The sequence below is a fragment of the Bacillus salacetis genome (assembly GCF_049177075.1).
Lineage (GTDB): Bacteria > Bacillota > Bacilli > Bacillales > Bacillaceae_B > Rossellomorea > Rossellomorea salacetis_A.
In genome coordinates this window covers 2,927,665-2,948,118 of sequence record NZ_CP185377.1, presented here as the reverse complement: position 1 = coordinate 2,948,118, position 20,454 = coordinate 2,927,665, and the positions used below count along the sequence as shown (strand labels likewise).

Here is a 20,454-nt window from a genome sequence, read left to right as displayed (position 1 = left end):
AGAAGAGGAAAAGGGCATCTTGGAGGGTTCTTGACACCCGAACGGAGAAGGAAGAAGAGGAAAAGGGCATCTAGGAGGGTTCTTGACACCCGAATGGAGAAGGAAGAAGAGGAAAAGGGCATCTAGGAGGGTTCTAGAGACCCGAACAGAGAAGGAAGAAGAGCAAAAAGGCGTCTAGGAGGATTCTAGAGACCCGGATGGAGAAGGAAGAAGGGTAAAAGGGCATCTAGGAGGGTTCTAGAGACCCGAACGGAGAAGGAAGAAGAGGAAATCCGCTCGGCTAGAGAGCAGGTTTCAAGGACTCTAAGAAGAAGAAAGCAGTCCAGAAGTGTCTTGAGGGCAGTGTTCAAGGACATGAAGGAGCAGAAGAAAGTGTAGAAGTGTCTTGAGGGCAGTGTTCAAGGACATGAAGGAGCAGAAGAAAGTGTAGAAGTGTCTTGAGGGCAGTGTTCAAGGACATGAAGGAGCAGAAGAAAGTGTAGAAGTGTCTTGAGGGCAGTGTTCAAGGACATGAAGGAGCAGAAGAAAGTGTAGAAGTGTCTTGAGGGCAGTGTTCAAGGACATCATGGAGTAGAAGAAAGTGTAGAAGCGTCTTGAGGGCAGTGTTCAAGGACATGAAGGAGCAGAAGAAAGTGTAGAAGCGTCTTGAGGGCAGTGTTCAAGGACATGAAGGAGCAGAAGAAAGTGTAGAAGCGTCTTGAGAGCAGGTTTCAAGGTCATAAAGAAGAAGAAAGCAGTCCAAAAACGTCTTGAATTTCAAACCCATCCTTAACCAAGTCAATCCCTTAATATAAAAAGAGGTCCACTCCCGAAGGGAATGGACCTCTTTTTAACAACTCATTTTTATAAGAACATGGAAAGTCCCATCATGATAGTAGACGTGATCATAGCAAATAACATTACATAGACAACTGTTTTTTGAAGTTTTTTATTTCTCATCTTTTCAACTCCCGTAGAGAAAAAATAAAGGTATCCCCCTTATTTTATCTTCACTTGCCCAGTATGACAACCCCTTACTGTCTTGAAATCGCTTTCGGAAATTTGGCTTTTTTGCAGGAAAATGCATTATTTTATCGAATATAGTACATGTTAAGCTTCTTTATAAAGGGGAGATATCTTTGAAAAAAGTCGATCATATCGGGATAGCGGTAAAGTCAGTGCAGGAGGTATTGCCTTTTTACACTGAAACACTCGGACTTTCCCTTCTTCAGATTGAAGAGGTGGAATCTCAAAAGGTTAAGGTAGCCTTTATAGATGGGGGAAATATTAAACTGGAGTTGTTGGAGCCGCTGGATGAAACGAGTCCAATTGCATCCTTCCTTGCCAAAAAGGGGGAGGGCATCCATCACGTTGCATTTGGTGTGAGCGGTATCCAGGAAAGAATTGATGAGCTGAAGGACAATGGTGTCAACATGATCAATGAGCAGCCTAAGCCTGGTGCAGGAGGCGCGCAAGTTGCGTTCATGCATCCGAAATCTGCTCATGGCGTATTATATGAGCTTTGTGACAAGACCAACATCAAGGGGGAGTAAGCATGGATATCTATGAAAAAATAAATGAATTATACGACCGCCGCAGGGAAGTCGAGCTGGGTGGTGGAGATAAGCGTATTGACAAACAGCATGAAAAAGGGAAGCTCACAGCGAGGGAACGAATCGACATTCTGGTTGATGAAGGTTCATTCGTGGAGCTTAATCCATTTATCGAACATAGAAGTACAGATTTCGGACTTGATGAAGTCAAGGGACCGGGGGACGGCGTTGTCACGGGATACGGAAAGGTAAATGGAAGGCCAATTTATTTGTTCTCTCAGGACTTCACTGTTTTCGGAGGCGCCCTTGGTGAAATGCATGCGAAGAAAATTGCTCATGTCATGGATCTGGCTGTGAAGAATGGCGCGCCGTTTATCGGCTTGAATGATTCCGGCGGTGCCCGGATCCAAGAGGGAGTCGTGTCACTTGATGGATATGGCCATATTTTCTACCGCAACTCGATTTATTCAGGGGTGATTCCTCAGATTTCAGTGATCATGGGGCCTTGTGCAGGAGGCGCTGTGTACTCTCCGGCCATCACCGATTTCGTTTTCATGGTGGACAAAACAAGCCAGATGTTCATCACAGGGCCAAAGGTCATTGAAACGGTTACTGGTGAAAAAATCAGCTCAGAGGACCTTGGCGGATCGAAAGTACATAATACGATCAGCGGCAATGCCCATTTCAGGGGAGAGACAGAAGAAGAAGTTCTTCATTCAGTGAGGGAATTGCTGTCTTACCTGCCGCAGAACAATGAAGAAAAGCCTCCAATGCTGAAAGCTGATGAGGAAGATGACTACCGTCCGGATTTGACGGACTTGATTCCATTTGATGCAATCCGCCCTTACGACGTGAGGAAGGTCGTTGAACAGGTGGTGGATGAGGGCTCTTTCATGGAAGTTCAAAAAGAGTTCGCCAAGAACATTGTTGTTGGACTTGCCCGTATTAAAGGTGAAGTCGTCGGCCTTGTATGCAACCAGCCGAAAGTGATGGCGGGAGGACTCGATATCGACTCTTCTGATAAAGCTTCCCGATTCATCCGTTTCTGTGACAGTTTTAACATTCCGCTTATCACGTTTGAAGATGTGACAGGTTTCTTCCCGGGCATTAAACAGGAACATGGCGGGATTATCCGTCATGGTGCGAAGATTCTTTATGCCTATTCCGAAGCTACTGTTCCAAAAATGACGGTGATACTTCGTAAAGCATATGGCGGTGCCTATGTTGCCTTGAACAGTAAATCGATCGGTGCGGACCTTGTTTATTCATGGCCGAATGCGGAGATTGCGGTAATGGGGCCGCAGGGTGCTGCAAATATCATCTTTGCAAGGGAAATTCAAAACAGCGAAAACCCGGAAGCAGTCCGGGAGCAGAAAATTGAAGAGTATCGCGAGAAGTTTGCCAATCCTTATGTCGCTGCTGCAAGAGGGATGGTGGATGATGTCATCGATCCCCGTGAAACGAGAATCAAATTGATTCAGGGACTTGAAATGATGAGAAACAAAAAAGAGGACCGCCCGAAGAAGAAGCACGGCAATATTCCGCTGTAACAGCAGGTTGTAATCATTTGTAGACCTTCACCAGAAGAGATATACTATTCTAGTGACTACATAACTGGAGGTAAAAGTATGATTAATCATGAACGTTTACTGAATGAATTCTTAGAATTGGTACAGATTGATTCCGAAACAAAATATGAAGCGGAAATTGCCAAAGTCCTTACAAAGAAATTTGAATACCTTGGAGTCGAGGTTTTTGAAGATGACACTATGGAGCAGACAGGCCATGGTGCAGGAAACCTGGTTTGTACTCTTCAAGGCACTAAAGAAGGTACTGATACGATCTACTTCACTTCCCATATGGACACAGTTGTTCCTGCTGTAGGCGTCAAGCCTTCTGTGAAGGATGGATATGTATATTCTGACAGTACAACAATTTTGGGGGCCGACGATAAAGCCGGACTTGCAGCGATGCTGGAAGCTGTTCGTGTACTGAAAGAACAGGATATTCCACACGGCACCATCCAATTCATCATCACAGTCGGCGAAGAATCCGGACTTGTCGGTGCGAAGGCTCTTGATTCATCTCTAGTGAAAGCGAAATACGGTTTTGCCTTGGATAGTGACGGTAAAGTCGGTAACATCATTGTTGCTGCACCGACGCAGGCAAAAGTAAAAGCGATTATTAATGGAAAAACAGCTCATGCCGGTGTTGCACCTGAAAAAGGAGCTTCTGCCATCACGATGGCTTCCAAGGCGATTTCAAGAATGCCTCTTGGAAGAATCGATGAAGAAACGACGGCCAACATCGGGCGTTTTGAAGGAGGCGGAGCAACAAACATTGTTTGCGACAGAGTGGATATCCTTGCTGAAGCACGTTCACTAGTTCCAGAAAAAATGGAAGCACAGGTTGCGAAAATGAAGGAAGCGTTCGAATCTGCTGCAAGTGAAATGGGCGGAAGTGCAGAAGTTGAAGTGATCGTTATGTACCCTGGCTTCAAATTCGGAGAAGGCGACCACGTTGTCGAGGTTGCCCGTAAGGCAGCCCAAAAAATCGGCCGTCCAACTGAATTGCTGACAAGCGGCGGGGGAAGCGATGCCAATGTCATTGCCGGTTTCGGAGTGCCAACGGTAAACCTTGCTGTAGGTTATGAAGAAATCCACACGAAAAATGAAAGAATGTCTGTTGAAGAGCTTTCCAAACTGGCTGAAATGGTGGTTGCCATTGTTCAAGAGGTTGCAGGCGAGTAAATATTATTTGAACGGGCTCCGTTTTTAAACGCGGAGTCTGTTTTTTTGTTTTGAATTATATGGTAGATTAGACTTATACATATTGAAGGAGCGTTACTATGGATATAAACAATAAAGCTGTCATCTTTCATTCGGGTAAAGAAGAATATGCCATACCGGTAGGACATGTGATTTCAATTGAGAAGCCTGAAAATATTACCTCCATTCCCCAGCTGCCCGAGTATGTATTGGGGATTACAAAAGTCAGGGGAGAACTGGTCCCGGTCATTGATTTTGCAAACATCCTCTATGGCAGGCAAGAAGCACCAGGAAATAAAAAACTGATTGTTTTAAAGTCAGAAGTTCTATCGCTGGGCATTGTGGTTCATGAAGCAAAAGAAATACTGGACATCCCTGAGGGTGCGCTTACACAAGTGGGCTTGATGGCTTATTCGCGCACAAAATATTTTTCTGGTGTCATCAATCTTGAAGACAGGCTCATTACCATGATCGATCCTGATGTTCTGGTGGAAAGTCTTGATGGCATCAGGGAAATCCAAGATTATATGAAGGCCCATCAATAAGCTGAAAAATGCATGTCGTCAACAGACATGCTTTTTTAGTTGCCGAACATGTGTGCTCAAAAACATGTTGTAGTAAACTAAGAGAAAGGGAAGGGGGCAATGAACTCCTCCCAAAGAGTATTCGGAAAAAAGGGCGGGTTTATCATGCATCCTCATTACCCCAAAAATGGACGGGTCATTCTACATGTCGATATGAACAGTTTTTATGCTTCTGTTGAAGCTGCATACGCTCCTGAGCTTAAGGGGAAACCCCTGGCTATCGCGGGGAATCCTGATGAAAGGCGCGGGATCATTGTTACGTGCAGTTATGAAGCAAGGAGTTTCGGGGTCAAGACCACCATGCCTTTATGGGAAGCCAAGAAGCTTTGTCCCCAGCTGATCATCATGCGGCCGAATTTTGATCGTTACCGGGCCGCTTCTCAAGGCATGTTTGAAATCCTAAGGCAGTACTCTCAATTGGTTGAACCGGTTTCCATTGATGAAGGGTATGTTGACATTACGGACAGTTATACATTGGGGAGCCCGCTATTTATCGCGGAATCGATCCAGAATCAGATCCTTTCGCAGCTTGATCTGCCTTCAAGCATTGGGGTGGCCCCCAACAAGTTTCTGGCTAAGACAGCATCTGATATGAAAAAGCCGATGGGAATCACTGTCTTGCGCAAGAGGGATCTGCCAGGGATAATATGGCCGCTTGATGTAAAAGAAATGCATGGAATCGGGGAGAAGACTGCACAAAAGCTATATTCCTTGGATATCCATACAATAGGCGAGCTTGCAAAAGCGAATGAAATTCTCCTGAAATCACAACTGGGTATCAATGGACTGAGGTTGAAAGCAAGGGCAAATGGGAAAGATGACAGACCGGTTGATCCTGATTCTGTGTACGATTTCAAAAGTGTTGGAAACTCTACAACGCTTCCAAGGGACACGGCCAACCAAAAAGAACTGCTGAATACTTTGAATCAGCTTTCGGCCAAAGTTGCATCCAGAATGAAGTCAAAAGATATCCTGTCTTCTACAGTTATGCTCACGATGAGGTTCAAGGATCGTAAAACCATTACAAGAAGCAGGAAATTAAAAAATCCCGTAGGTTCACAGGAAGATATTTTTGCCGCTGCCAAGGCGCTGTTCCTGGAACACTGGAATGGTAATTCAATCCGGCTCCTGGGAGTGACCGGGCAGGATCTTATAGAACGGAATGATGCGGCATTGCAGCTTGATATCTTCTCATACGAAGAACATGCCAAGAAAGAACCGCTGTATGCGACAATCGAAAAACTTCAAGACAAATTCGGGAAAAAGATGATCCAAAAAGGTATCACGTCGAAAAAAGAAAAACGCGATCCCCATAATGATACAAGTTTCAATAAAGATTTCTTACGGGATGATAAATAGAGTATTTTTCCTGGTTATTTTAACCGTGACAATGTCACAATAATGATAAGGTGTATTGTTTGCACTTCAAACAAAAACTTTGTTAAATTTATAAGGATTGTTTACTTAACTAAATACAAAACGAAAGGACGTTTGAACATGTCGAAACAACAAATCGGTGTGATCGGCCTTGCTGTAATGGGTAAAAACCTGGCATGGAATATCGAGAGCAGAGGATATTCGGTGTCTGTTTATAATCGTTCACGTGAAAAAACGGATGAAATGCTTCAAGAATCAAAAGGTAAAAATGTAGTTGGTACATATAGCATTGAAGAATTCGTGCAGTCTCTTGAGACTCCGAGAAAAATCCTCCTTATGGTTAAAGCGGGAGGTCCTACAGACGCTACAATTGAACAGCTTAAACCTCATCTGGATAAAGGTGATATCCTGATTGACGGAGGCAATACTTTCTTCGAAGATACCCGCAGAAGAAATCATGAGCTCAGCGAATCCGGCATCCACTTTATCGGTACGGGTGTTTCAGGCGGTGAAGAGGGTGCCCTTACCGGTCCATCCATCATGCCTGGCGGCCAGAAAGAAGCTTATGAGCTTGTGGCCCCGATCTTCAAAGATATCGCTGCAAAAGTGAATGGCGAAGCTTGTACGACTTATATCGGTCCAGATGGCGCCGGCCACTATGTTAAAATGGTGCACAATGGTATCGAATATGGTGACATGCAGTTGATTGCAGAATCTTACTTTCTTCTGAAGCATGTAGTGGGACTAAGTGCTGAAGAACTGCATGAAACATTTGCAGAGTGGAATAAAGGAGAGCTGGACAGTTACTTGATTGAAATCACGGCTGATATCTTCACGAAAAAGGATGAAGAAACAGGCAAGCCGATGGTCGATGTGATCCTGGATAAAGCGGGACAAAAAGGAACAGGGAAGTGGACAAGCCAAAGTGCGCTTGACCTCGGAGTATCCCTTCCGATCATCACGGAATCCGTTTTTGCCCGTTTCATCTCCAGCATCAAGGATGAACGTGTAAAGGCAAGCAAGATCCTATCAGGACCGGAAACCAAACCATTTGAAGGCGACAAAAAAGCATTGGTGGAATCCATCCGAAAAGCACTTTACATGAGCAAAATCTGTTCCTATGCGCAAGGTTTTGCACAAATGCGTGCAGCATCCGAGGAATACGGATGGGATTTAAGCTATGGTGAAATCGCCATGATTTTCCGCGGCGGATGTATCATCCGTGCTCAATTCCTTCAAAAAATCAAAGATGCTTATGACAGAGAACCCAATCTGTCCAACCTGCTTCTTGATGATTACTTCAAGGAAATCGTTGAAAGCTACCAGTATGCACTCCGTGATGTTATTTCCACGGCAGTGCAAAATGGGGTCCCTGTACCAGGCTTCTCAGCAGCGCTTTCATACTATGACAGCTACCGTACAGAAACACTTCCTGCAAACCTTATCCAGGCGCAGCGTGATTACTTTGGTGCCCATACGTATGAACGTACAGATAAAGAAGGAATCTTTCACACTGAGTGGATGTCTAAATAATGCAGAAAACACTCTTCAGCGTAATGCTGAAGAGTGTTTTTTTTACATTAAAAATTAAAACACAAAAACCTCTCCTGAAACAGGAGAGGTTTTTGTGGACAGTCTTCAAGGTTAATTATAAAACTTTTAGAATTTTAAGTCTACAATATTTTTATTTTTTTCTCTAAAATCAATGCATGGGTCCCAATAAAAGAAAAGGGTGATGTTATGTTATTTGATCAAACTCCTTATGATTGCCGGTTGGAATGGGGGAGGCGCGGCGCCAGGGAAGCTGCTGAACGAGGTGACATCTTGATCATTGTAGACGTCCTCAGCTTTTCATCTGCTGTTGTATCAGCGCTGCATCATGGAGCGCTGATATATCCTTATCCGCCGGATTTAGATGGAATAGAATATGCAAGATTAGTTGAAGCAGAGTATATATTGGGAAGAGCGGAAGCTGCCAGGAAGGGAAAACCAACTTTATCACCAGTATCTTTCAATGAGGGGCAGGGTGGGAAAAAGTATGTCCTGGCTTCGTTGAATGGTGCTTATTGTACCTGGATAGCATCAGGAGTCCCGGCATTGCTCGCCGGCTCATTACTCAATGCATCAGCGGCTGCCGCTGCAGCAAATAAAATAAGAAAGAAAGTAAATTGCAGTATCACCATCGTGCCCTGCGGCGAACAGTGGTCTGATGTTAAAGGCCATGATGACACTCTGCGGCCATCAGTCGAAGATTACCTTGGTGCCGGTGCCATTCTTTCTTGTTTGAAGGGCAGCAAATCGCCGGAAGCTCTGGTGTGCGAAAATGCATTCAACAGTTCCCGCTCTAAAATAAGTGATTTAATATGGGAGTGTGGAAGCGGCAGGGAGTTACGCGAGCGCGGATTCGGGAACGATGTTAAACATTGCAGCAGATTAAATGCCCTCCAAGTCGTTCCAAGTTTGCTTGGTGATCACTTTGTGCCTTTCTCTGAAGAAATGCTGCAGCCAGGCGGGAAGTTTGTATAATCCGAAGAGAAATAATCATATGCATAAAAAAGACTCGTCACCAATTGACGAGTCTTTTTGCCTTCACCGCTCTATATTTATCCAATCAATTCATCCATCAGGATCACGCGTGCAGGCGATGCATCAGTTCCTTGAATCTTTAACGGTGCAGCCACCATGAAATATGAGCCTTCTTCAATATCTTTCAATTGCAGGCCTTCCATGATGATGATGCCGCTTCCCATCAATGCTCTGTGGGTCGGATGTCCTTCCTGGGCTCTTTCAATGCCAAGGGAGTCGATCCCTGTCCCGGCAATCTTTTTCTCTTTCAGATATTCCGCAGCATCTTCTGCTACATAAATGAAGTCAAAGTTAAACTCGGTATCCCAGGAATTCTTTGTTTTGAAAAGAAGGAAATCATTTTCCTGGATGTCATGGTTTTCGATATCCTTCTTTGTGATTTTCTCTTCTACTGATGTCAGGTCGAGTACTTTTACAGGGCGTACCAGCTGCTGGATATCAATCGTTTCGATTGTTTCGCCATCATTGATCATGTGAAGGGGTGCGTCCACATGTGTTCCTGTATGAACATCCATGGAGATTCTGGATTCTGTCACATGGCCGTTTGTGTTTGTGTTGATTTCCGGCTGTTTTTCCGGCTTGTTCTTATAGACCGGCATACCGTTAAAGATTGGTGCAGTAATATCGTAGATTTTCAAGATAAAACATCCTTTCTAAATTAACATTCATCCACTTCAAGCTCAGAGAATGGCCACCAGAAGAATCCGTCTTGTGCAACGAGTTTATCCGCTGCCAGCGGCCCCATCGTTCCGGCATTGTAATTAGGGAATTCCTCTTCGGTTGTGTTTTCCCATACATTCGAGATTGTATCCGTAAATGCCCAGGAAAGTTTCACTTCATCCCAGTGTGTGAAGTTCGTGGCATCTCCCCGCATGCAGTCATGCAGAAGTTTTTCATAGGCTTCGGGTGTATTCATCCCGTCGACGCCGTTATTGACAAAGTTAAGTTTCACAGGCGTTGTTTCAATGTTTTGCCCTGTCTTCTTCGCATTGAGATGAAGGGTAATTCCTTCTTCCGGCTGGATATGGATAACCAGCAGGTTCGGTGACAGCTGTTTGTCTGTATTATAATAAAGGTTCATCGGGATATCTTTGAACTGGATGACGATCTTTGTGGACTTAGCCTTCATTCGTTTTCCTGTACGGATATAGAATGGAGTTCCGGCCCAGCGGAAATTATCGATCATCAGTTTTCCTGCTACAAAGGTTTCCGTATTCGAGGCAGGATCGACATTGCTGCCTTCCCGGTAACCAGGAACTTCTGTGCCGCCGATGGTTCCGGCATCATATTGTCCACGCACGAAGTAATCTTTAACCTCTTCCTGTTTCATGGGGCGAAGGGCCCGCAAGACCTTGACCTTCTCGCTTCTGATTTCATCCGTCGTCAGTTTGATCGGCGGTTCCATGGCAAGGAGGGCGACCATCTGCATCATGTGGTTTTGGACCATATCCCTTAAGGCCCCGCTCTTTTCATAATAGCGGCCGCGGTCCTCTACGCCAAGTTCTTCACTGGAAGTCACCTGGATGTTGGAAATGTAACGGTTGTTCCATAAAGGCTCAAACAGGGCATTCGCAAAACGGATGACCTCGATGTTCTGCACCATGGTTTTTCCAAGGTAATGGTCGATACGATAGATTTCTTCTTCAGAGAAAGAAGAACGGATCTGATTGTTTAAAATTTCTGCAGATTCCAGGTCATGGCCAAATGGTTTTTCAATCACAAGGCGCTTAAATCCTTCGGTATCTGTCAGGCCGTCTTGTTTTAAGTGATCGGTGATCGTCCCGAAGAATTCCGGAGCCATGGCAAGATAGAAGATCCTGTTGCCTTGAAGCTCATATTGCTCGTCCAATTGAGCCGCTAATTGGTTTAACTCTATGTATGAATCACTGTCTGAAACATCGTTGGACTTATAGTAGAAATGAGAGACAAACTCTTCGATATTCTCCTCTCCACCGATTGATGTCAGGACTGAATCTTTAACATGCGCCTGGAATTCTTCATTTGTAAGCTCACGTCGGGCAACCCCTATAACGGCAAAATTCTTAGCGATTTTTCCTTTTCTGAAGAGATGATAGAGTGAAGGAAAAAGCTTTCTTTTGGCCAAATCCCCAGTTGCACCAAAAATCATTAGTAAAGTTGATGGTGTATCATTATGTTTCACTGTAAAGACCTCACTTTTTTCCTATAGAATAGCTGTTTCGTCAGTCTGTTATCCATGTATCCAGCTAAGGATATCATCTTTACGAAAAAGCTTATAGTATAATGTTTGCTGAACCCTTTTTCTGAAAGAAAGAACTCCATACAAGTACTTAATTTTAAAGACTTACTATCTATTTAGCAAATCATTTGCTGTGCCCTTTTGAATAAGCCCTATTATATAGTACACAATAATTCTCTTTAGTGACATACTATTTTAAAAATAAGTTATGCTGTTGGAGCGGTTTGTGTCTTCATTATATTGTCTCTAAATAGCATTCTTATTACATTTTGACCGAGATTTTAAAAAGGCCGGCTCAGTCAATATCTAACGCCATACTTTGCGTTTGTGCTATGATGGAATGGATATAAGTCAGGAGAGGAGTGAGGGGATTGGACCTGCTTTTTCTGGGTACAGGTGCCGGTGTGCCTGCCAAATCAAGGAATGTCACATCAATCGCGTTAAAACTTTTAGAAGAGCGTGGTGCTGTCTGGCTGTTTGACTGCGGAGAAGCGACACAGCATCAAATTTTACATACATCTTTAAAGCCGAGAAAAATAGAGAAGGTTTTTATCACCCATTTGCATGGAGACCATATCTTCGGCTTGCCGGGGTTTCTGGGTAGCCGGTCTTTTCAAGGTGGAGAAACAGAGTTGACTGTTTACGGGCCTCCAGGCATCAGGGAGTTTATTGAAGTGTCTTTATCCATCAGCGGGACACACCTTCTCTATCCCTTACATATAGAAGAAGTTGAAGAAGGCATGGTTTTTGAAGATGAGCAGTTTTCAGTGGAAGCCCGTATGCTTGATCATGCTCTTCCTTGCTATGGGTATAGAATTGTCGAGAAGGATAAGCCCGGTGTTCTCCAAGCTGATAAATTGAAAGAACTTGGCATAAAGCCGGGACCGATTTTCAAAAAGCTGAAAGAAGGAGAGACTGTCACGCTTGATGACGGAAGGGTAGTTGACGGCCAAGATTTTTTGGGCCCCCCGATCAAAGGAAGAATCGTCACCATCCTTGGTGACACAAGACCTTCTCCAGAGGCTGTGAAACTTGCTGAATCTGCGGATGCTCTCATTCATGAGGCTACTTTCAGCAAAGAGCAGGAAAAGATGGCCCATGATTATTTTCACTCTACTACACAACAGGCTGCGGAGACTGCAGCAGCAGCCAATGCCAAGAGATTGTTTTTAACCCATATCAGTTCAAGGTTTACAGAAGCGGAATGGCCTGAACTTGAAAGGGAAGCCCGTGAAACATTTCCTGACAGTCATATAGCCAGTGATTTTTTCGAAGTTTCCATAAAGTAGAGGAGAGGGGATTTTCGTTGAAAAACTTATACATCGTGCGCCATGCGAAAGCAGAAGGCCAGCCTCCGGAGGCAAGGCTGACGAAGCTTGGAGAAAAACAAGCTCAATCCCTGCTGAAATTCTTTGAAGGCCGGAAGATTGATACAGTATACAGCAGCCCGTTCCTAAGGGCTGTCAAAACTATTGAGCCTCTTGCCAATAAGAGAGGGCTCTCCGTTATTCAAGATGAACGACTGGCTGAAAGGATCTTAAGTGTAATCAACCTTGATGACTGGATGATTCATCTTCAGAAAAGCTTTGAGGATTTTGATTATGTACTTGATGGAGGAGAATCAAATCGTGCTGCTTACGAGAGGGCTTCTTCATTTATAGAGGATATCATAATTAGCGGTCACGACAATATCATTGCAGTCAGTCATGGAAATCTGGCCACGCTGCTTCTCAACTATTTTGATGACCGATTTGGCTATAAGGAACTGATGGAATTATCAAATCCTGATGTTTTCCATATCCGTTTCGGGACCGGTGAACCTTCTGTAAACAGGATCTGGAATGATGGGGTTTAATAGTAATGGGGCCGGACTTCAATTGAGAAGTCCGGCCTTTTATAATCTGCATTCCAAGTATGTTACCAAGCCCTGTCATATTGTTTTGGAGACTCTATCTCAACGCCTAATTCTATAGCGGCTGTTCTTGGCCAATAAGGATTCCGCAAGAGTTCTCTCGCCAGCAGTATGAGGTCAGCGCGTTCATTCTGGAGGATTTCCTCGGCCTGGATTCCTGTTGTAATGAGCCCGACTGCACCGGTAGGGATATCTGCCTTGCTTCTGATCGTTTCACTCAATTTGACTTGGTATCCCGGATAAACATCGATTTTTGCCGGCACGACTGCTCCGGAGCTGACGTCGATTAGATCTACACCCTGTTCTTTCATCCAGCTCGCAAAGATGGCATAATCTTCTGCGTCCAATCCGCCCTCAGTGTAATCTTTAGCGGAAACACGTACAAAGAGAGGTCCGTTCCAGACGGTGTTGATCTCATCAATGATTTCCCTGAGGAAGCGGTAGCGGTTCTCGGCTGAGCCGCCATATTCATCACTGCGTTTATTGGAAAGAGGAGAAAGGAATTCGTTGATCAAGTAACCATGAGCTGCATGGATTTCAATGAGATCATACCCCGCTTTTTTCGCTCTTTCTGCACCTTTTTTAAAAGCTTGGATTGTTTCTGTTATATCTTTTTGGCTCATTTCCTGAGGGGTTTTCATTTTTTCGTTAAATGGTATGGCTGAAGGAGCAATGATATCCCCTTCCAGCACAGCTTTTCTTCCTGCATGAGCCAGTTGGATTCCTGCGTGTGCCCCTTGTTCTTTCATGAGGGAAACCAGCTCGCTTAATCCATCAATATGGTCATCGCTCCAGATGCCGAGATCCTGCGGGGAAATGCGCCCTTGAGGAGTGACAGCCGTGGCTTCCTGGATGATCAGGCCGACACCGCCGACCGCTCTGCTTGTATAGTGGGTTCTATGCCAATTCTCCACTTTGCCGTCTTCATTATGGGAAGAGTACATGCACATCGGCGCCATAACGATTCTGTTTTTTAATGTAATATCTTTGATTTTATATGGTTCAAATAATTTTGCTGACATTGGATCCACTCCCTTATACTATTTCGCCTTCCTAAATACACGCTTATTATATCAGCAGGGAATTTGCAGAAAAAGAATTTTGTCTTACTTCTCAATTCTGCTGCGAAGTTCCTCCAACGAGTATTTGGTGCCTCTCCACACCACGCCTCCGCGGACAAATGTAAGCGCGATAGCCCTGATGATACTGAAGATGAAGATGACAGCGGTCACGGGAAGCACCAGGAACAGGCCTGGATGAAAATCTGTCATCTTTTTAATGACCATTAGATAGCTGAAAAAAATCAAGAGGATCACGGCTGAACTTAACAGCCGTATGCCAAAGTCCGGAGCCAGGAGTGCCAGGAAAGGAAAGACTTGTGAAAAAAATATTCCCGCAATGGCCAGGCCGACCATTGAATAGCGGTAGTGGAGTCCCGCAAATGTATTCTTTTCCAGCCCCTGTAACGCAGAACGTAAGGTTGGATACCATTCTACACTCAGAAGACTTATGGCAGTTACCATTCTCTGAGTTAGTCTATGTTCTTTTATTTTTACTCCCAGCTGGAGATCATCATCAGGGCGGTTCCGTAAACGCTCGTGCGTTCCAATTTCTTTATAGGCTGAGCGGGTGATCAGGTTGAACGCACCTATTCCCATCCCAACAGGGGAGGTCCGGTCATTTGCCTTCCAAGGCCTTTTGAAATATGAAAATCCAAACAGGAAAAAAGCAATGAATGTCTTCAGCCAAAACCCTTTCGCCTTTAAGGCAGGGGCCGCTGTCAGATGGTCTGCTTCTTCAGACTGCAGAACGTTGACAGCTTTAGAGATGGAGTCGGGGTGAAAATGGATATCGGCATCAGTAAACAGAAGCAGTTCACCTTGAGAGCGGATATACCCCTGATAAAGCGCATGATTCTTCCCCAGCCAGCCCTTGGGCAGCTCTGTAAGGTGAAGGATCTTTATCCTGTAATCCATAGAGGCAATCCTCGCTATTTCAGCTCCCGTTTCATCCGTCGAGCGGTCATTCACGATAATCCATTCTATATTCTTGTAATTTAGGTTGAGTTGTGACTGGATGCTTTTCCCGATTGTATGAGCTTCGTTTCGGGCAGGAATAATAATGGAAACGAGAGGACCGTCATGGACAGCCTCGCTTTTTTCCAATGAATCGATCTTCCGTAACCCCCAAAACATACCCGAGCCTATTATCATCCATCCAATTATGTTGATGAGCAGCAGTATGGAAAGCATTCCTCACTTCTCCCGTTTCTTATTTGCAATCATTCTTTATTGTAGCAATTCCTATTGAAGCATGCAGTTTTGGATGTTTATTAGTTTGTGTTTTTAATTTTAAAAAAACCGCTGCCCCATGACATCCTGAAAGAAAAGGAGTAAAATATAAGAATGAATGATCATTCATTTCAAATACATAAAAAGTGGTGAATGTATATGAACGCCGAATGGGCTGGAGATATAGCAAAAATAGTACTGCCGACGCCTTTTGCTGTCGGGGACGTCAATATTTACCTTGTAAAAGGGGAAAGCCTGAGCCTGATTGATGCCGGTCCGCAAACCAAGGAAGCGAAAGAAACTCTTGATAGGAATCTTAAGGAATTGGGGTACTCTCTTCAAGATATTGACCAGGTCATCTTGACTCATCACCATCCCGACCATGCCGGAATGCTGGATTGGATGCCTGATCATATGGATATCATCGGACACCCTGCCAATGAAAGGTGGCTGGTAAGGTCGGATGAATTTTTTGAAGAACATGACCAGTTTTATGTAAAATTGTTTCTGCAGGCGGGATTGCCCAAAGAGTACTTTCCTTTCATCAACAAAATCAGATCGCCTTTAAAATTCATGGGGAACAGGGGATTGACCCATGCCATCAAGGAAGGGGACCCTGCACCCGGAATGCAGGAGTGGACGGTGCTGGATACACCCGGGCATGCCCAGAGCCATATTTCTTTCTGGCGGGAAAGGGATGGGGTGATGATCGCCGGTGATCACATTCTTGCCCACATTTCCCCGAACCCGCTGATTGAACCGCCTGAGAAAGAGGGACAGGAAAGACCGAAGCCGCAGCTGCAATACAATCAGTCCCTTCAAGAGCTATTGCAGATTGACATCAGCAAGGCTTATACAGGTCATGGAGAAGAAGTATCAGAGGTTCATCCTCTCATCCATAAACGGTTGAAAAAACAGCATGAACGGGCAATGCATGTGAAAGAATTAGTGAAAAATGATCCACAGCCGCTCTTTTCGCTTTGTCAAAAGCTGTTCCCGGCCGTTTATCGGAAAGAGCTGGGTCTGACCCTGTCAGAAACACAGGCTCAAATAGATTATCTGGAAGCAAGACAGGAAATCTACCGTGAAGAACGGGAGGGTGTCTTGTTCTATTACTGTTAAAAAGAAGGTGAAACCGTGAACCAGCGTTTAAAGAATAAAAACATCGTCATTACGGGAGCCTCCGGTGGAATAGGAGAAAAAATTGCTCTCAAAGCGGCAGAACGGGGAGCCAATGTCGTTTTGCTTGCCCGTAATGGTGAACGCCTGAAAGAACTTCAGCAAAAAATCCTGGAAAATTATAAGGTCAAAGCCTTCATTCACAGTGTGGACGTTTCGGACTTTGACTCACTTCCTTCCGTTTTCCAATCCATTTACAGAGAAGTTGATAATGTCGACATTCTCGTCAATAATGCCGGTTACGGAATTTTCGATGAGGCTGACCAGGCAAGCTTCGAGGACATCAAAGGAATGTTCGATGTCAACGTTCTGGGGCTTATTGCCTGTACCAAACATGTGCTGCCGATCATGAAAAAAAGAAATTCGGGCCACATCATCAATATCGCATCCCAGGCAGGCAAGCTGGCAACACCAAAGTCGAGTGCTTACTCTGCCTCAAAGCATGCGGTACTGGGCTTTACGAACAGCCTGCGGATGGAAACGGCCTCTTCTGGTATCTTTGTCACAGCCGTCAATCCCGGGCCCATCGCCACAAATTTCTTCAATGTCGCAGACCGTTCCGGCACCTATGCCAAAAATGTGGAACGCTTTATGCTCGACCCGGATGCGGTCGCTGAAAAAATCGTGGACAAGATGCTGACCAATACCCGTGAAATCAACCTGCCCCGCTGGATGAATGCGGGCAGTGTGCTCTATACCCTTTTTCCTGGAGTCGTGGAGCGTCTCGGGAAAAATGCGTTTTTTAAGAAATGATCTGAACCCAGCTTAAGGGAAACATCCCGGGCTGGGTTTTTTGTCTGCTGTGATGCTGACAGCTGGTTATAGACGGAGCAGCTCAGTTGTAGTGTGGTGATTAGCGGGGAAGCACCCGGTTATAGAAGGAGAGCAGAGTCACAGTGGGGTGATTAGCGAAGAAACACCCGGTTATAGAAGGGAATCCGAATTATAGCAGGGGAACCGTTTTATAATGGGGTGACTAGGCCGAAACCTCTGAATTGGCTCGAGTGTAATTGGAATTTTTAGAGAAATGTGCCATTACAGGAAAGGGAACCGAGCCATAAGGGCACGATTTCTTGGAAAACGTACCCCTACAGAGCAGAAGCGAGATTATAAGGGTACGATTAGACAAGAAATGTACCCCTACAGAACAAAAGCACGATTATAAAGGTACGTTTAGAGAAGAAACGTACCCCTACAGCAAAGATACAGATTTATAATGGTGCGTTTAATCCATAAACGTACCATTACAGTAAAGCAAGAAAGCTACAATGGTACGTTTTTATACCCAATCCGCTTATTCCATCCCCACTGGATCCCACCCCAACCTTCCCTCTAGCATTATGTCTATCCCCACCTCCCCAATCAGCCTTCTTTCCAGCGTTTCACCTCTTCTGTCCATTATTTGCTGCTTCTCCTTATTTGTCCAGAACACCATAAATTTTCTGTTTGTACCAACAAATAATATTTGAAAACGAACGTATATTCGTATACAATTTTAGATAAAATAGAACGAATGTTCCCTTAGGGAGAAAGGAGTGAATAGAATGACTGTCGACTACGGTGAGCTGCCTGACCAGAAAGTTTTATGCATCGATATGAAAAGTTTTTATGCGAGCTGTTCGGCTGTCATGCTGGGACTGGATCCATTGGACTGCTACCTGGCGGTGGCGGGAAAACTGGACCGGCCCGGAAGCGTCATCCTGGCTGCTTCCCCAAAATTGAAAAAAGAATTCGGAATCAAAACCGGTTCGCGTCTGTTCGAAGTGCCAAAGGACCCCAAAATCCTGGTGGTTGAACCCGCTATGGCTACCTACATCCGCATTTCCACTGAAATCACCCGTTTATTTCATCGGTATGTTCCCAAGGATGCAATCCATACCTACAGTGTTGATGAAAGTTTTTTAAAAATAGATGGAACATCAAATCTTTGGGGCGACGCCCATACTATCGCCTGGAAAATCAAACAGGATATCGAAAGGGAGTTCCAGCTTCCCTGTGCCATCGGGATCGGCCCGAATATGCTCATGTCAAAGCTGTGCCTCGACTTGGAGGCCAAAAAGCACGGGGTTGCAGAATGGACCTATGAGGATGTCCCTGAAAAATTATGGCCGGTTTCTCCATTAAGCGAAATGTGGGGAATCGGCAGAAGGCTGGAAAAGACGCTGAACCGGATGGGGATTTTCAACGTCGGCCAGCTTGCCAAATATGATTTGGAGAAACTGGAAAGCAAATTCGGGATCATGGGCAACCAGCTTTACTATCACGCCTGGGGTGTTGACCTTTCCGAAATCGGAGCACCCATTATGGAAGGGCAGGTCAGCTTCGGCAAAAGCCAGATCCTCCTTCGTGACTATAAAGAAGAAGAGGAAATCAAGAGCGTCATTCTCGAAATATGCGAAGAAGTAGCCCGAAGGACCCGAAATCACCGGCAGGCAGGACGGACGATCAGCTTAAGTATAGGTTACAGCCAGGAGGAATTCGGCGGAGGATTTCACCGGTCCCGTTCCATAGAAGAGCCAACGAACATCACCATGGACTTGTACAAAGTCTGCCTCGATCTTTTTAAAGAAAATTACAATGGCAAAACAGTCCGCAGTATCTCCATCAGCCTCAGCAATCTTTTTCCTGATGAAAGCATGCAGATCAGTTTATTTGAACCGGACCGCTGGAAGAAAAAGGAGCTGGGCTATGTGGTGGATCATATTCGCCATAAATATGGTTCAGGTGCCCTGCTTCGTGCCATTTCATATACTGCTGCCGGCACTGCCAAACACCGTGCGACCCTTGTAGGCGGACATAAAGCATAAGGAAGCCGGCAGGTGATCTGGAGAATCTGCTCAATACTAAATTGAAAGAGAAAGAGGGGGATAAAAATGAACCGCGACCGTGGAAGAATTAAATGGACCTCCATGATGCTTCCCGAGCACGTGAAACTGCTGCGGGACTGGGCGAAGGAAGATGCCTATGAACAGCGGAAGGAGATGGACGAACAGCATCTCGAGGAATTGAGTGAAATTACGGCGGAAGCCATGGAGTTCAGCCGGATGGTCACCATCACCCATTATGCCGGCCGGCGCCATGAATTGCTCATCGGCCGGATTCATTATTACGATGGGTTGAACAGTAAACTTCATATCGTTGACCGCTTTGAGAAAACATACTATCTGTCAATCAATGATATTGTTGACATCCATTTTATAGAAGAGTATTGAACAGAAAACAGCCTGAAACAAGAGAAGTCCTCCTATTTCAGGCTGTTTGAATTATTCTTTATCATCGAGTACTTTTTCTGCGCGTACGCATGATTCGAATTTGCCTTTATGAGAAGCATCGCAGAAAGGCATTCTCGAAGACATCCCGCATCGGCAAAGGGAAAATACGCTCTTCGTCGGAAAGACGTTGCCCTCTGCATCTACAAGTTCTACGTCACCTGTAACTTTTAAAGATCCGTTATCGTTCACTTTGATTTGTGCTTTTGCCAACTAAATCATCCTTTCTATATGTAACAAAGATTCCCCACTATGATAGTAAGTCGAAGGGCGAAAAAAAGCAATAGTTTCCATGCCTTTTATGGCCGCGGATGAAGGTCTGGGGAAAAGTTCATCAGCAATCCGAAAAAATGAAACTGCTCCCCTGATATGATAAACTCGATCCATGGAAGAACAATAGGAGGCCCGCAAATGAACATCACGATAACCAATGAAGCACAAGAAGTTCTACAAACAAGGATAGGCGATAAAAAAGGGCATTTGAAAATAAAATATGAGACAGAAGGGTGCGGGTGCGTCATGAGCGGCATCCCGGTCTTGGAATATGTACAGGAAACAGGCCATGATGATATTGTAATCGACACCGGTTCCCTGCCTGTTTTAGTTGAGAAGTCGAAGCAGGTTTTTTATGATAAGAACCTGAAAATCGATTTTTCATCATCTTCAAAAATGTTTCAATTAAAAAGTCCCGGACAGATATTGAACGGGAGAATGAATTTTTTCATTCTCTGACAGAAA

The 20,454-nt window shown here is 44.8% G+C and carries 20 protein-coding genes; 14 read left to right on the top strand and 6 right to left on the bottom strand.

The window, feature by feature from the left end:
• Positions 1-843: 843 nt before the first annotated feature.
• Positions 844-939, bottom strand: coding sequence for a stressosome-associated protein Prli42 (gene prli42, locus ACOJQI_RS15485; protein ID WP_409251283.1), 96 nt, complete (start codon positions 937-939; stop codon positions 844-846).
• A gap of 179 nt (positions 940-1,118) precedes the next feature.
• Between prli42 and mce the strand changes: the two genes are divergently transcribed.
• From mce to ACOJQI_RS15450, 7 genes are all read left to right on the top strand, one after another.
• Entirely contained in the window at positions 1,119-1,532 is a 414-nt protein-coding gene (gene mce / locus ACOJQI_RS15480) for a methylmalonyl-CoA epimerase (RefSeq protein WP_421379443.1), read from the top strand.
• 2 nt (positions 1,533-1,534) lie between these two features.
• Positions 1,535-3,082: an acyl-CoA carboxylase subunit beta gene (locus ACOJQI_RS15475; RefSeq protein ID WP_421379440.1), complete on the top strand. Its 1,548-nt coding sequence runs from the start codon at positions 1,535-1,537 to the stop codon at positions 3,080-3,082.
• A 78-nt stretch (positions 3,083-3,160) separates the two neighbouring features.
• Positions 3,161-4,282: a tripeptidase T gene (locus tag ACOJQI_RS15470; protein WP_421379438.1), complete on the top strand. Its 1,122-nt coding sequence runs from the start codon at positions 3,161-3,163 to the stop codon at positions 4,280-4,282.
• Between the two features lie 98 nt (positions 4,283-4,380).
• Positions 4,381-4,845: a chemotaxis protein CheW gene (locus ACOJQI_RS15465; protein WP_421379436.1), complete on the top strand. Its 465-nt coding sequence runs from the start codon at positions 4,381-4,383 to the stop codon at positions 4,843-4,845.
• A gap of 144 nt (positions 4,846-4,989) precedes the next feature.
• Entirely contained in the window at positions 4,990-6,243 is a 1,254-nt protein-coding gene (locus ACOJQI_RS15460) for a DNA polymerase IV (protein WP_421385487.1), read from the top strand.
• A gap of 138 nt (positions 6,244-6,381) precedes the next feature.
• Positions 6,382-7,794: an NADP-dependent phosphogluconate dehydrogenase gene (gene gndA / locus ACOJQI_RS15455; protein ID WP_421379434.1), complete on the top strand. Its 1,413-nt coding sequence runs from the start codon at positions 6,382-6,384 to the stop codon at positions 7,792-7,794.
• 207 nt (positions 7,795-8,001) lie between these two features.
• Positions 8,002-8,787, top strand: coding sequence for a 2-phosphosulfolactate phosphatase (locus ACOJQI_RS15450; RefSeq protein ID WP_421379432.1), 786 nt, complete (start codon positions 8,002-8,004; stop codon positions 8,785-8,787).
• 77 nt (positions 8,788-8,864) lie between these two features.
• Here the strand turns inward: ACOJQI_RS15450 and ACOJQI_RS15445 are convergent, their stop codons facing one another.
• Both ACOJQI_RS15445 and zwf read right to left on the bottom strand, forming a co-directional pair.
• Positions 8,865-9,485 (bottom strand): cyclase family protein, encoded by a 621-nt coding sequence (locus ACOJQI_RS15445; protein ID WP_421379430.1) that lies wholly within the window; start codon positions 9,483-9,485, stop codon positions 8,865-8,867.
• A 20-nt stretch (positions 9,486-9,505) separates the two neighbouring features.
• The gene (zwf, locus tag ACOJQI_RS15440) at positions 9,506-10,975 is read right to left on the bottom strand and encodes a glucose-6-phosphate dehydrogenase (RefSeq protein ID WP_421385486.1); all 1,470 of its coding nucleotides are present in this window, start codon (positions 10,973-10,975) and stop codon (positions 9,506-9,508) included.
• 461 nt (positions 10,976-11,436) lie between these two features.
• On the opposite strand from zwf, the gene rnz reads away from it, so the two are divergent.
• On the top strand, positions 11,437-12,354 hold the full coding sequence (rnz, locus tag ACOJQI_RS15435; RefSeq protein WP_421379428.1) for a ribonuclease Z: 918 nt from the start codon (positions 11,437-11,439) through the stop codon (positions 12,352-12,354).
• Between the two features lie 17 nt (positions 12,355-12,371).
• Positions 12,372-12,920 (top strand): histidine phosphatase family protein, encoded by a 549-nt coding sequence (locus ACOJQI_RS15430; protein ID WP_421379426.1) that lies wholly within the window; start codon positions 12,372-12,374, stop codon positions 12,918-12,920.
• A 62-nt stretch (positions 12,921-12,982) separates the two neighbouring features.
• Here ACOJQI_RS15430 and namA read toward each other — a convergent pair whose 3' ends face one another.
• Together namA and ACOJQI_RS15420 are read right to left on the bottom strand one after the other, a co-directional pair.
• Positions 12,983-13,999 (bottom strand): NADPH dehydrogenase NamA, encoded by a 1,017-nt coding sequence (gene namA, locus ACOJQI_RS15425; RefSeq protein WP_421379424.1) that lies wholly within the window; start codon positions 13,997-13,999, stop codon positions 12,983-12,985.
• Between the two features lie 84 nt (positions 14,000-14,083).
• Positions 14,084-15,229 carry a glycosyltransferase gene (locus tag ACOJQI_RS15420; protein ID WP_421379422.1) on the bottom strand — a complete coding sequence of 382 codons (1,146 nt, stop codon included), beginning with the start codon at positions 15,227-15,229 and terminating at the stop codon, positions 14,084-14,086.
• Positions 15,230-15,427: 198 nt separating this feature from the next.
• Here ACOJQI_RS15420 and ACOJQI_RS15415 point away from each other — a divergent pair, with 198 nt between their 5' ends.
• The 4 genes from ACOJQI_RS15415 to ACOJQI_RS15400 all read left to right on the top strand — a co-directional run bounded on the left by ACOJQI_RS15415 (position 15,428) and on the right by ACOJQI_RS15400 (position 19,659).
• The gene (locus ACOJQI_RS15415; protein WP_421379420.1) at positions 15,428-16,390 is read left to right on the top strand and encodes an MBL fold metallo-hydrolase; all 963 of its coding nucleotides are present in this window, start codon (positions 15,428-15,430) and stop codon (positions 16,388-16,390) included.
• Positions 16,391-16,405: 15 nt separating this feature from the next.
• Positions 16,406-17,200: an SDR family NAD(P)-dependent oxidoreductase gene (locus ACOJQI_RS15410; RefSeq protein WP_421379418.1), complete on the top strand. Its 795-nt coding sequence runs from the start codon at positions 16,406-16,408 to the stop codon at positions 17,198-17,200.
• A gap of 791 nt (positions 17,201-17,991) precedes the next feature.
• The gene (locus ACOJQI_RS15405; protein ID WP_421379415.1) at positions 17,992-19,254 is read left to right on the top strand and encodes a DNA polymerase thumb domain-containing protein; all 1,263 of its coding nucleotides are present in this window, start codon (positions 17,992-17,994) and stop codon (positions 19,252-19,254) included.
• A gap of 66 nt (positions 19,255-19,320) precedes the next feature.
• Positions 19,321-19,659 (top strand): YolD-like family protein, encoded by a 339-nt coding sequence (locus ACOJQI_RS15400; protein ID WP_421379413.1) that lies wholly within the window; start codon positions 19,321-19,323, stop codon positions 19,657-19,659.
• 51 nt (positions 19,660-19,710) lie between these two features.
• On the opposite strand, the gene ACOJQI_RS15395 is transcribed toward ACOJQI_RS15400, so the two are convergent.
• Positions 19,711-19,929: a CDGSH iron-sulfur domain-containing protein gene (locus tag ACOJQI_RS15395; RefSeq protein ID WP_119546950.1), complete on the bottom strand. Its 219-nt coding sequence runs from the start codon at positions 19,927-19,929 to the stop codon at positions 19,711-19,713.
• A gap of 198 nt (positions 19,930-20,127) precedes the next feature.
• On the opposite strand from ACOJQI_RS15395, the gene ACOJQI_RS15390 reads away from it, so the two are divergent.
• Entirely contained in the window at positions 20,128-20,448 is a 321-nt protein-coding gene (locus tag ACOJQI_RS15390; RefSeq protein ID WP_421379410.1) for an iron-sulfur cluster biosynthesis family protein, read from the top strand.
• Positions 20,449-20,454: the final 6 nt, after the last annotated feature.